This is a genomic window from Shewanella sp. 6_MG-2023 (assembly GCF_030547195.1).
In the GTDB taxonomy this organism is placed as follows: Bacteria; Pseudomonadota; Gammaproteobacteria; order Enterobacterales; family Shewanellaceae; genus Shewanella.
On record NZ_JAUOQU010000002.1, the window covers coordinates 87900 to 99944 of the forward strand.

Annotated in this window: 11 protein-coding genes and 1 pseudogene; 9 read left to right on the forward strand and 3 right to left on the reverse strand. The window is 42.2% G+C overall.

Features of this window, described 5'->3' with window-relative positions; genetic code table 11:
- The first annotated feature begins 19 nt into the window (after positions 1-19).
- Complete coding sequence (sixA, locus tag Q4533_RS01625; RefSeq protein WP_102437476.1) at positions 20-493, forward strand: phosphohistidine phosphatase SixA; 474 nt, start codon at positions 20-22, stop codon at positions 491-493.
- Between the two features lie 140 nt (positions 494-633).
- Here sixA and smrB read toward each other — a convergent pair whose 3' ends face one another.
- Entirely contained in the window at positions 634-1161 is a 528-nt protein-coding gene (smrB, locus tag Q4533_RS01630; protein WP_102437474.1) for an endonuclease SmrB, read from the reverse strand.
- Between the two features lie 80 nt (positions 1162-1241).
- On the opposite strand from smrB, the gene prmB reads away from it, so the two are divergent.
- The 6 genes and pseudogenes from prmB to Q4533_RS01660 all read left to right on the forward strand — a co-directional run.
- Positions 1242-2186 (forward strand): 50S ribosomal protein L3 N(5)-glutamine methyltransferase, encoded by a 945-nt coding sequence (gene prmB / locus Q4533_RS01635; RefSeq protein WP_102437472.1) that lies wholly within the window; start codon positions 1242-1244, stop codon positions 2184-2186.
- A 56-nt stretch (positions 2187-2242) separates the two neighbouring features.
- Positions 2243-3337 (forward strand): chorismate synthase, encoded by a 1095-nt coding sequence (gene aroC / locus Q4533_RS01640; protein ID WP_303501566.1) that lies wholly within the window; start codon positions 2243-2245, stop codon positions 3335-3337.
- Positions 3337-4503 carry an MFS transporter gene (locus Q4533_RS01645; RefSeq protein ID WP_102476950.1) on the forward strand — a complete coding sequence of 389 codons (1167 nt, stop codon included), beginning with the start codon at positions 3337-3339 and terminating at the stop codon, positions 4501-4503. The genes aroC and Q4533_RS01645 overlap by 1 nt, the downstream gene beginning before the upstream one ends.
- On the forward strand, positions 4500-5639 hold the full coding sequence (locus Q4533_RS01650; protein WP_303501568.1) for an ATP-NAD kinase family protein: 1140 nt from the start codon (positions 4500-4502) through the stop codon (positions 5637-5639). Before Q4533_RS01645 ends, Q4533_RS01650 begins: the two co-directional genes overlap by 4 nt.
- A gap of 3 nt (positions 5640-5642) precedes the next feature.
- Positions 5643-5918, forward strand: a complete 276-nt coding sequence (locus Q4533_RS01655; protein ID WP_076537149.1) for a YfcL family protein — start codon at positions 5643-5645, stop codon at positions 5916-5918.
- 18 nt (positions 5919-5936) lie between these two features.
- Positions 5937-6458 (forward strand): annotated as a pseudogene (locus tag Q4533_RS01660) (RNA methyltransferase); the annotation flags it as partial.
- A 102-nt stretch (positions 6459-6560) separates the two neighbouring features.
- Here the strand turns inward: Q4533_RS01660 and Q4533_RS01665 are convergent.
- Complete coding sequence (locus Q4533_RS01665) at positions 6561-6986, reverse strand: hypothetical protein (protein ID WP_303501571.1); 426 nt, start codon at positions 6984-6986, stop codon at positions 6561-6563.
- A 147-nt stretch (positions 6987-7133) separates the two neighbouring features.
- The gene (gene mnmC, locus Q4533_RS01670; protein ID WP_303501698.1) at positions 7134-9140 is read right to left on the reverse strand and encodes an FAD-dependent 5-carboxymethylaminomethyl-2-thiouridine(34) oxidoreductase MnmC; all 2007 of its coding nucleotides are present in this window, start codon (positions 9138-9140) and stop codon (positions 7134-7136) included.
- A gap of 328 nt (positions 9141-9468) precedes the next feature.
- Between mnmC and fabB the strand changes: the two genes are divergently transcribed.
- Both fabB and Q4533_RS01680 read left to right on the forward strand, forming a co-directional pair.
- Positions 9469-10680: a beta-ketoacyl-ACP synthase I gene (gene fabB, locus Q4533_RS01675; protein ID WP_076537142.1), complete on the forward strand. Its 1212-nt coding sequence runs from the start codon at positions 9469-9471 to the stop codon at positions 10678-10680.
- A gap of 230 nt (positions 10681-10910) precedes the next feature.
- Positions 10911-12044, forward strand: a complete 1134-nt coding sequence (locus Q4533_RS01680) for a 4-phosphoerythronate dehydrogenase (RefSeq protein ID WP_102437460.1) — start codon at positions 10911-10913, stop codon at positions 12042-12044.
- Position 12045 lies beyond the last annotated feature (1 nt).

Genomic DNA, 12045 nt, shown 5'->3' on the forward strand with positions numbered 1-12045 from the left:
AATGAGTAGCGAGAGAAGTATGCAGCTATTTTTAATGCGCCATGGCGAAGCAAGTTTTGACGCCCCATCTGATAGAGAGCGTATGTTATCTCAAGTTGGGCGTAATCAATCAAATACCATGGCCAATTGGTTAACGCAGAAAGTAAACAGTGTCGATTTAGTGATAGTAAGTCCTTACCTAAGGGCACAACAAACATGGCAAGAAGTGGCTAAACATCTACCGGAACCAAACAAATGGTTAGTGTTAGATGATATAACGCCTTCTGGCAGCCCTCAAATCGCTGTTGATGCTATTTTAGCTTATGCTGAACATTACAATGCTCAAAAGGTGTTAGTTATCGCTCACATGCCTATTCTAGGTTATATGGTCAGTGAGTTAGTTGCAGGTATGGAGCCTCCGATATTTGCTACATCGGCTATTGTATCGATTGATAAAAACGAACACGGTTTTCATTTTGAGCTAATGCAAACCCCAACTCAAATAAGCGCTTAAGTTCTTCCAATGAGTGATTGGTAACTGCAGTTATTGAATCTTGGTTGAGTATTTAATATAAAAGAGCCTTTTAAGGCTCTTTTTAGTTTTGGCTCAAGATAATTATTTAAATGCTTGTCGTTATTAACTGTAAATAGCCGCTATCTTCTATGGGGATGCTCACCAATATCAATCAATACCAGTAGCGCAGCATCAGCGCCCCATTCTTTGGTGGCTTGATGAAAGGCTTTGACTTTTGGGTGTTGAGCCAGCCACATGGGTAATTGCTGTTTTAAAATCCCTGAGCCATAGCCGTGCATGACGCAGCAACAGATAACATGCTGTTTCACACAGGCTTGTATTAAGGCTGCAAGCTCAAGTTTAGCTTCAGCTTGTCGCATGCCGTGCAAATCAAGTAACAAGTCAGGTTGGTAATCACCACGGCGAAGTCGTTTTAATTCAATCTTTTCAACACCATCGTTTAACCAGCGCATCGGCCCTTCAACGGGGAGTAACGGCTGATAGTTATCTGAAAAATAACTGTCGGCATAAACCTGCTGTTCTTTGATTTCGACTTGTTGTTTAGTTTTGACTGACTGTTTAAAATGATGCTTATCTTGGTTTAATGGCCTAATACCATCCAAGTGCTCTGAAAACAGTGCAAAGTCAGGGTTATTTTCTTTATTCATGCTGCTATTGTATTGAATTCTAGGTCATCTTAATAGACTTCAGTTACAATGTGCGGGAACAATTTTTCAGGAGCGATGTTTTGGATAAAATCTTTGTAGATGAAGCTGTCACCGAATTAAGAACCGTTGGCGATATGTTACGTTGGGCCGTTAGCCGTTTTAACGATGCCAACATTTATTATGGTCACGGAACTGATAATGCTTGGGACGAAGCGATTGCTTTGGTTTTTTACGCACTGCACCTTCCTGAAGAAATCGGCCAGCAAGTGGTTCATGCCAATTTAACCAGCAGTGAAAAGCATAAAATAGTGGAATTAATTATTCGCCGTGTTCGTGAGCGTCTACCTGTTCCATATTTGACTAATAAAGCACGCTTTGCTGATTTAGAGTTTTATGTTGATGAACGTGTGTTAGTACCACGTTCTCCAATTGCTGAAATGATCAACAATAATTTCAGCCCTTGGCTTTATAACAAGCCAGTTCATCGTGTGATGGATTTATGTACCGGCAGTGGCTGCATCGCAATTGCGTGTGCCTATGCATTTGAAGATGCAGAAGTCGATGCATTAGATATCAGTGAAGATGCACTTGAAGTTGCTCAAATTAATATTGAATCCTTAGACGTGCTAGATCGTGTTTTCCCTATTCAGTCAAATATGTTTTCTGCTATCCCAAAAGGGCCGCAGTACGATTTGATCGTATCTAATCCACCATACGTAGATGAAGAAGATATTGGCGATATGCCAGATGAATATCATCATGAGCCTGCCATTGGGCTGGCATCGGGTCGTGATGGTTTAGATTTAACCAAGCGTATTTTAGCTAATGCATCAGACTACCTAACAAAAGATGGTCTGTTAGTGGTTGAAGTGGGTAACTCAATGGTGCATTTAATTGAGCAGTTCCCAGACGTACCATTTACATGGGTTGAGTTTGAACATGGCGGCGACGGCGTGTTTGTATTGACTTATGATCAGCTAGTTGAAAATGAATCACTTTTCGCCATCTACAAAGATAGTGAATAATAGGGATAGTGAATAATAGCTATTAGCATAAAATTTAGCTGAGGTAATCAGAACGCATGTCAGGAAATAGTATTGGTCAAAACTTTGTAGTGACTACCTTTGGAGAAAGTCACGGTGTCGCGTTAGGTTGTATTATTGACGGTTGCCCTCCAGGGCTTGAGTTAACCGTTGAAGATATGCAGCATGATCTCGATCGTCGCCGCCCTGGGACATCTCGTTATACCACCGCGCGTCGCGAAGCTGATGAAGTTCGTATTTTGTCAGGGGTATTTGAAGATAAAACTACCGGTACATCGATTGGCTTATTGATTGAAAATACCGATCAACGTAGCCAAGATTACTCAAATATTAAAGACTTATTCCGTCCTGGTCATGCTGATTACACTTACCAGCAAAAATATGGCTTGCGTGATTATCGTGGTGGTGGACGTTCATCAGCGCGTGAAACGGCGATGCGAGTTGCTGCTGGCGCTGTAGCTAAAAAATATTTAAAGCAAGTACATGGTATTGAAATCCATGGTTACATGTCTCAGCTAGGTCCTATCTGCGCTGAATCAGTTGATTTAAATGAAGTTGAGCAAAATGCCTTTTTCTTCCCTGATGCCAGTAAGCTTGAGCAACTAGACGAATACATGCGCGATTTGAAAAAATCAGGCGATTCTATCGGTGCCAAAATTACCGTGGCAGCTACAGGTGTTCCTGTTGGTTTAGGCGAGCCAGTATTTGACCGTTTAGATGCCGATATTGCTCATGCGTTAATGGGTATCAATGCGGTTAAAGGCGTTGAAATTGGTGATGGCTTTGGTGTGGTAACCCAAAAAGGCTCAGAAGGACGTGATTTAATGTCGCCAGCAGGATTTGAGTCTAACCATGCGGGCGGAGTACTTGGCGGTATTTCTTCTGGTCAGCCTGTTGTTGCGCATATTGCATTAAAACCAACTTCTAGTATTTCAGTACCTGGTCAAAGTATGACTGCTCAAGGTACCACAGCAGATGTGGTCACTAAAGGTCGTCATGATCCATGTGTTGGTATTCGTGCTGTACCGATTGCCGAAGCCATGCTGGCTATCGTATTGATGGATCACTTACTTCGTCATCGCGCGCAAAATCAGGACGTGGTTTCCCAAACCCCTGTCATCGGAATGAAGTAATGCCTAATTTGTTAAGCACTGAGCCAAAAGCAGTTTGGCTCAGTGCTTGTTATTTCTTTTTCTTTTCCATCCTCGGTTTAATGGTTCCTTATCTCGGTGTGTTTTTCGATAACCGAGGCTACAATGCGCAAGAAATTGGTTTTCTCATGGCAATACTCATGGGAACACGCATCATTGCACCTAACGTTTGGGCGTTTGTCGCTGATAGAACGGGCATGCGCAGTGAGTTAGTTAAGTTTGGATCAGCTGCCGCGGCGATAACTTACATCAGTTTTTTCTTTGATGCTGGTGTGGTTTACCTTGCCATTAGCTTGTTTATCTATACCTTTTTTTGGAATGCAATTCTCGCTCAGTTAGAAGTGATTACCCTTGAAAGTTTGGGTGATGAAGCGCATCGCTATGGCGCGATTCGAAGCTGGGGCAGTGTCGGTTACATTTGTTTAGTGGTGGCTGGTGGCTTTGCTATCAGCCAGTTTGGCGCTGACATATTGCCCTCAATTGGCATGCTGTTATTCATCGGTATGTTTTTGTGTTCCTTGGCGTTGCCTGCTAATCGAGTCAAAGTTGCTGACGCATCTTTAAGGCCCCCTTTAAAAATTACCGCGCCTATATTTTGGTTTTTAGTCTCAGCCTTATTATTACAGATGAGTGTTGGGCCATTTTATGGCTTCTTCGTACTTTACCTAAAGCAAGCGGGTTACTCTGAAGCGAGCGCGGGGTTATTTGTCGCTTTTGGTGTTGTGGTCGAGATCTTAATGTTCATGCTAGCACCAAGGTTACTGGGTCGGTTTGGGGTTAAATTATTACTGCTACTCAGTGTGGCATTAACGGCTGTTCGTTGGTTGTTGTTAGCTTATGGGGTTGATAGCATCTTAATTTTATCCATTAGCCAAGCGCTGCATGCCTTTACTTTTGGTTTAACCCATGCGGCTTCTATTCAGTTTATTCATCGTAATTTTGATATTGCCCATCGCAGCAAAGGCCAAGCCATGTACGCCAGTATCAGCTTTGGTTTTGGTGGCGCGCTCGGTATTTGGATAAGCGGGCTTATTTGGGGTGATGGTTCTGGCTCTACCAATACTTGGATTTTTGCCGCTATGTGTGCATTTTTATCTATGCTTGCCGTTATGGCCATTTCAGAGAAAAAAAAGGACGTTATTTCGTGAAGCGTTTTCGTTTAGGTTTGATTATCAATCCGCTTGCTGGATTAGGTGGTAGTGTCGGGTTAAAAGGCTCTGACGGTGTTGCGGCGCAAGCTATTGCAAAAGGCGCTGAGCCCAAAGCGCAGCTTAGAATGCAACAAGCTTTAGAGGTTGTGCTGCCATTTAAAGATCAAATCGATATTATTACCGCATCCGGCGCGATGGGGCATGATTTAGCCCAACAGCTTGGGTTTAATACTGAGTGCGTTTATCAGTCTGCGAATATAACCGAAGCTAAAGACACTCAATCAGCCGTTAAAGCACTGAACAATGAATCGTTAGATTTACTGTTATTTGCCGGTGGTGACGGCACTGCCAGAGATATTTATAGTGTCATTGAGCAAGATGATACTGCGCTTTTACCTGTGTTAGGTGTGCCTGCTGGGGTTAAGATTCACTCTGGGGTGTATGCGATTACCCCCCATGCTGCCGGTGTTGTGGTTGAAATGCTGTTAAAACGTGAATTGGTGAGCTTGATGGACGCTGACGTGATGGATATTGATGAAGTGGCGTTTAGGCAAGGTGTGGTAAAAGCTAAACGATACGGTGAAATGCAGGTGCCTGCAGAGCCACGTTATATTCAAGCGGTAAAAATGGGCGGCAAGGAAGTCGATGAACTGGTGTTAGCTGATATCGCAGCTGATGTGATTAGTCAGATGGAAGATGAGCTGTATATCATAGGCAGTGGCTCTACTGTTGCTGCGTTAATGGAAGACCTCAATATCGATAACACCTTATTAGGTGTTGATGTGATTCATGATCAAACCTTAGTAGCCAGTGATGTTACTGCTAAACAGTTAATTGAGCTTACTCAGCATAAACCCACAAAACTGGTTATTACCCTCATTGGCGGTCAAGGCCACATATTAGGTCGAGGTAATCAGCAGTTGTCTCCAGAGCTAATAAAACAAGTTGGTAAAGACAATATTATTATCCTTGCTACAAAAACTAAGTTAAAAGCACTTGAAGGCAGGCCATTAATTGTGGATAGTGGCGACCCAGAATTAGATAGAGAGCTTACGGGCTATTATAAAATTGTTACTGGATACCACGATTACGTGATGTACCAAGTGGCAAATCCAGATTTATCGGAGAGCTAAACCATGTTAGAAAAATATGATGCTGCATTAGAGTCATGGATTGAAAGTAACGTTGCCCATGGCGATGATGATGCGTTATTTGCCAGTGGTTATTTGCAAGGCCATATCGCTGTTGTATTGTCACAGCTTGAGCAAGAGCAGACTTCTGGCATCGATGCATTAGATGATAAAATGGTCGATTGTTTAGCGCTAGCAAACGATGAACTAGATGAAGCAGATTTCAGTCTAGTCAAGGCTGCATGGTTACAGCTTCGTCAAATTATTAGCGACATTAAATAATCTATGACTAAGCAAACTGTTTCAATTGGGCTTGTTAACCCAAAAACACCAGTAAATGTTGGCGGCATTATGCGCGCTGCTGGCTGTTACCGAGCTAATTCGGTTTTTTACACTGGTAATCGTTATGCATTGGCGGCACGTTCTGGTGAAGCGCAATATGACATCGATACCAAAAATGCGGCCGCTACTATTCCGCTCACCGCTGTTGAGTCTTTACTTGAGCAAGTGCCACAAGGCGCAAAAATCATTTGTGTTGATCTAGTGGTTGGCGCAACGCCGCTGCCTTTGTTTGAGCACCCGCAAGATGCATTTTATATTTTTGGCCCTGAAGATGGCACCATACCCCAGCAAATTATCGATGCCGCGGATGATGTGGTTTATGTGCCAACGGTCGGTTGTATGAACTTAGCTGCGTCAGTGAATGTATTGCTTTATGACCGCTTATCAAAAAGCACTCAAATAGCGGCAGACGATGAATTAATTCGTGAAAGTCGCGACAATAATAATCGTACCAAAGTCAAAACTTGGCTAAAAAAGTAAACGGTTAATTGGTTCAGCGTTAATCGCCTGGTAATAACTAAAGCTCAATAAGATAATGTCCTATTGAGCTTTTTTATGCCTGATTTTTAGATGCTTAAGTGGCTATTTGTTGTATTTGTTCAAAAAAGAGCTTAAATATTCCAAGCCACTTTTTTGTGTTGCTACTTGTGTTGTTACTTGTGTTGCTACTTGAGTTTCTGCTTGTGCATAGGCTCGAGTTAGCTCAGCTTGTAAGCAGTGATAAATTGCAGTTTCATGTTCTGCTATAAGTTCAAATGTCGGTGCTAATTGACGGCTCTCTTGACCATCTTGAAGCTGACATTGCTGTAACCATTGTCGATATTTTACTTCATAAGGTTCAACCCATTGGCTTAAGGTCTGCATTAATTCAAGCCAAGGTAAGTCGCTCCACTTTTTGGCATCGTCATCGCCTTGTGCGGTTAATTCAGCGGTTTTAAACACATATTTTTGAGGTTGTTTCAAAAGATGCTGTAGTAATAACTCTGCGGTAACCGTTTCTACTTCCACTAACGCCTTTCAGAGCTTATTTTGCTCATCATTATCGTCAACATTTTCAAAGTAACTAAAAAATGCAATGCCGTAAATCTCGCCTTCGTAAGCTTGATGGATTAGATGATTCATTGTTATCTCTGTCGATTGAATTAAAACGCTCAATTAGCTTAACGCTTTACCTTTGAGTAACTTTCTTAACCACATTCGATTGGGGTTAAGCATTGCCAGCATTTCATAGCTAAGTGGTGGCGTGTGATTGCATATCATTGCCGCTAATGCCTCTGCAGCTAAAGGCCCAGAACTTAGGCCTCTTGAGCCTAGTCCTCCCAAAATGAATAAATTGTCATAGCTTGGTGCTTGGTGTTGCTGCCAAAACTTTCGGCTAGCGGGACTATGCTGATGTTGCTCTAATGGCTGCTGATTATATTGGGCATAAATGGCTTCAACATTAGGGGCGAGTCCCATCATAGGGCAATGATCACGAGTAACCATTCTAACGCCCACTCTGGCGCTGGCAGCTGATACATCAATATCGCACAGCCAGTTACGCTCAGGAAAACTCTGATGCATTTTTTGGGCATTTTCTAATTGCTCAGTGGGACTGTAATCTACATTATCGGGCGACTTTACATAGCTTGCCCCAACACAGTGGCGCTGATTATTACTGGGAGTGAGATAGCCGTGGGCGCAAATCACCGTATCAAGTTGAGCCAGTTCACCTTGGCTGGGTATATGGCTCACTTGGCCACGAAAGCCTGTGACCTGTAATAATTTAGTTTGTTTAAAATCAGTTAATTGAGCCCCTGAAGCGATGACGACTTTACCATGCCTAAAGCTATCATGTTGCTCGTTGTCATGACTGACGTTAAGTTGCCAGTAAGCACTCTGAGAGGGTACTTTGCCATCTTGTGTTAAGTCAATGTCGTGCTCAAGGCTGTTAACCCGTTCAGGACTGTTAACTCGCTCAAGGCTGCTAACGCGCTCAAGGCTGTTAATTTTAGTGTTGAGCTTAATTATTAATTTACAGCCATTTTTTTCTGCAACTGAAGTGGCATGAGCAATGGCTGCCTGAGCAAATTCAAAAGGGCAGATCCAACCAGCCCAAGGATAGTAAAAGCCATTTTTGTTGATGTCGATTTTTGCCAGTTGATTGGCTTGCTCAGCGTTAACACTGAAAGCAATTTCTTTTGGCCACTGCTGACCAAGCATAATTTTATTCAGTCTGGCATCACTGCGCTCATCAAACCCAGTTTGCAGTACACCACAAAATTGATGGTCAATCTGGTGACCTAACGCTGTTAATTGCTGCAACCTACGGCGACTGAATAAAAAAGCTTGTTGAAAGTACTGACTCATCAGGTTGTTATCAGGAGTGAGTAGGGGATAAATAGCGCCTTGCTTATTACCCGATGCGCCATCAGCCAATTGGTTATCTTTGCAATAAATGGTGACACTCTGCCCACGTTCAATCAGTGATAACGCCAAATAGGCTGCAGCTATACCGCCACCAATAATGGCGATAGTGTCGTCACTGCTTTGATGATGTTCACTGCAAGGGCTCAAGCAATAGGCGTAATGGCTATCAGTACTGCGGCGCAGCGCTTGGCGCTCTTGTAAGGCAATAGAATCGTGTTTTTGAGTATCAGGTTGACATTCACTTTTCTGGTTAAAAATATTATTTACGCCAAAACCGCTTCTGCTGGCTAATAGGTTAAGTTGTTTAAAGCGCGTTGCGTTATCATTGTCACTGGCAGAGTCAAAATAGTGAATATTGGCTGTATCTTCACTCAGTCTGCCCATTTGCCACAGTAACTTTTCACTAAGGTATTGATCTATATATTGGCTTGTAATCGTATGAGGTAAGCAATGCCAGTTTGATATCAACATTTTTTCGGCGTTGGGAATACCTTGGCAATTTTCTAACAATGAACCGAAATACAGATCAACAGTGAATAAACCTTTGGCTAACACCAATCTTTGGCAACCAGATATTTTGGCGATACAAGCTTGCTGAAGGACTAAGGCTAATTCATAAAATGGATCTTGTTTATCAAGATGTTGATGTAAAAAGCCTAATTCAGCTGAATTTATAGGATTAGGTTCAAATATGCTGAGCAGTGTTTTTTGGTTTTTTGTTAGAGATAACTGCCATAGTGACATGAGCTCCATACCAATACCGAAGCCTATTTGAGCAATCGATAAGGTTTTATTTGAGACTGCTGCATCAGACAGGACAGTTTGATGATAATGCCTTATGCTAGAGGCATAATCAGGATTTTGACAGTAACTACTTGGATATTTGGCCGAAAATGTTGCACAATCTCGGTCTATAAAAAGGAAGTCAGTGGTTAATTTGGTCAAAGTTCGTTACTCAAAATGATTCAATTGAGATTATTTTACCTGTGTTTGCTGAAAGCTGACCACTTTATTCATCTAAAGCGGATATCATTGCCACAGCAAAATTAGGTACTGACATGTACAAAATGGATAGCATAAAATGAAAAGAGTCGTAATTACAGGTTTAGGTGTTGTTTCTAGCATCGGTAATAACAAGCAAGAAGTGACAGAGTCATTGAAAGCTGGACGTAGTGGTATCACCCATTCAGATCAATTTGAAGAAATGAAATTACGTAGTCATGTTTGGGGGGATATCAAATTAAACCCTGCTGAGCATATTGACCGTAAGGCATTACGCTTCATGGGAGACGCAGCAGCTTACGCTTATATTGCAATGCAAGAAGCAATCAGTGATGCTAATTTGACAGAAGAGCAGTATTCTCACCATCGCGTGGGTTTAGTGGTCGGTACTGGCGGCGCATCATCTAAAAATCAAGTACAAGCAGCTGACACCTTACGTGAAAAAAGCGTAAAACGTGTTGGCCCTTATATTGTACCGCGCATTATGGCCAGTACGGCGAGTGCTTGTTTAGCGACCCCATTTAAAATTAAAGGTATGAATTATTCAATTAGTTCTGCTTGTGCAACTTCAGCACATTGTATTGGCCATGCAGCTGAGCTTATTCAAATGGGTAAGCAAGATATGGTATTTGCTGGTGGTGCAGAAGAACTAGATTGGACCCTAACCATGGGCTTCGATGCTATGGGGGCATTGTCAACTAAGTATAATGACACGCCTGAAAAGGCTTCACGTACTTACGATGCTGACCGTGATGGTTTTGTTATCTCTGGTGGCGGCGGGATTGTTGTCGTTGAAGAGTTAGAGCATGCATTAGCTCGTGGCGCAAAAATCTATGCGGAAATCATTGGTTATGGCGCATCTTCTGATGGCTACGACATGGTTGCACCGTCAGGTGAAGGTGCTGTGCGTTGTATGCAAATGGCGCTAGCTGATGTTGATACCCCAATTGATTATATCAATACTCATGGTACTTCAACCCCAGTTGGTGATGTGCGTGAGCTTGAAGCTTTGCGTGAGGTTTTTCCGACAGACATGCCTCCAGTTGCATCAACTAAATCATTGACTGGCCATGCATTAGGTGCAGCCGGTGTTCACGAGGCCATTTATAGCTTAGTGATGATGGAAGATAGCTTTATTGCACCAAGTATCAATATCGATACCTTGGATGAACAAGCCGTTGGTATTCCTTTAGTCACTGAGTATCGTGATGCAAAGCTAACGACTGTGATGAGCAACAGCTTTGGCTTTGGTGGCACTAATGCCACTTTGGTTATGCGCAAGTATAAATAAGCTTAGACAGCGACTTTATTAGTCGTTCGTATAAAGTAATCAAAGCCTTCTAGTCGACAGACTAGAAGGTTTTTTTGTGTTTTTTGACCTTTAAAGCAGATTAAAACTATTTTTACACATAGCTAATCAATGCGGCTCGAAAACAATATTTCTAATTCATTGATACCTATGCATTCTAATAACTTGATAGAATAAGCAGATAATCACAGTATTTATGGCTAATTACACTTATGAAAATCGTTGCCGATGAAAACATGCCTTATGTGGAAGCCTTATTTGGGCACCTAGGGACAATTGAGCGCGTAAATGGTCGCTCATTAGCACCAGAGCAACTGATTGATGTTGACGTGCTGCTAGTTCGTTCAGTTACTAAGGTCAATCAAGGCTTATTGTCTAAAGCAAACAAATTACTGTTTGTTGGCAGTGCCACCATAGGTACCGACCATATTGATTTAGCCTATCTTAAGCAGCGTAATATCCCGTTTACTAATGCCCCTGGATGCAATGCTACAGCGGTGGGCGAGTATGCTTTTATCGCCATGCTTGAATTGGCTAAACGCTTTAAGCAGCCAATAAAAAATAAAGTTGTTGGCATTGTCGGTGCGGGTAATACCGGTTCAGCATTAGAAAAGTGCCTAAACGCTTATGGCATGAAAGTACTGTTATGTGATCCTATTTTAGAAAAAAGTGCTGCGGATGAACGCCAGTTCGTGTCATTAGATACCATAATCGAGCAAGCCGACATCATCAGTTTACATGTGCCAATTACCAAAGAAGGCGCAGATAAAACCTGGTATTTATTCGATGAAGCTCGATTACTGCAGCTAAGAGAAAATACCTGGTTATTAAATTGCTGCAGAGGTGAGGTCATTGATAACCGAGCCTTGATAAAAGTTAAGCGTCTACGTGACGATTTAAAACTGGTTTTAGATGTATGGGAAGGTGAGCCACACCCAATGGCTGAGCTGGTGCCGTTAGCTGAATTTGCGACTCCTCACATTGCTGGATATAGCTTAGAAGGCAAAGCTCGGGGCACCTTTATGTTGTTTGAAAAATTGTGTGACATCCTAAAGTTGCCCCATGAGAAATCAGTATCGAGCCTGTTACCGTCATTTTTTATTAATCAATTATCCGTGGCAGAGCAACCGACAGAAAGTCAGTTACTTACCCTTGCTAGACAGGTTTATAACCTCAAAGATGATGACGAATTATTTAGAAAAACCTTTCTAAATCACAATGGCTTCGATCATATGAGAAAAAATCACACTCATCGACGTGAATTTAGTGCATTGTCGCTAGTCAACACGGGTGCTTGTAAGGTAAATTGGGTCTATAAATTAGGTTTTTCAGGAGTCGAGCGTTAAT

Coding starts and splice junctions, on each gene's coding strand:
- aroC (WP_303501566.1), top strand. CDS start 2,243: ATGTCAGGAAATAGTATTGGTCAAAACTTTGTAGTGACTACCTTTGGA.
- sixA (WP_102437476.1), top strand. CDS start 20: ATGCAGCTATTTTTAATGCGCCATGGCGAAGCAAGTTTTGACGCCCCA.
- fabB (WP_076537142.1), top strand. CDS start 9,469: ATGAAAAGAGTCGTAATTACAGGTTTAGGTGTTGTTTCTAGCATCGGT.
- Q4533_RS01655 (WP_076537149.1), top strand. CDS start 5,643: ATGTTAGAAAAATATGATGCTGCATTAGAGTCATGGATTGAAAGTAAC.
- Q4533_RS01680 (WP_102437460.1), top strand. CDS start 10,911: ATGAAAATCGTTGCCGATGAAAACATGCCTTATGTGGAAGCCTTATTT.
- Q4533_RS01645 (WP_102476950.1), top strand. CDS start 3,337: ATGCCTAATTTGTTAAGCACTGAGCCAAAAGCAGTTTGGCTCAGTGCT.
- smrB (WP_102437474.1), bottom strand. CDS start 1,161: ATGAATAAAGAAAATAACCCTGACTTTGCACTGTTTTCAGAGCACTTG.
- mnmC (WP_303501698.1), bottom strand. CDS start 9,140: ATGGAGCTCATGTCACTATGGCAGTTATCTCTAACAAAAAACCAAAAA.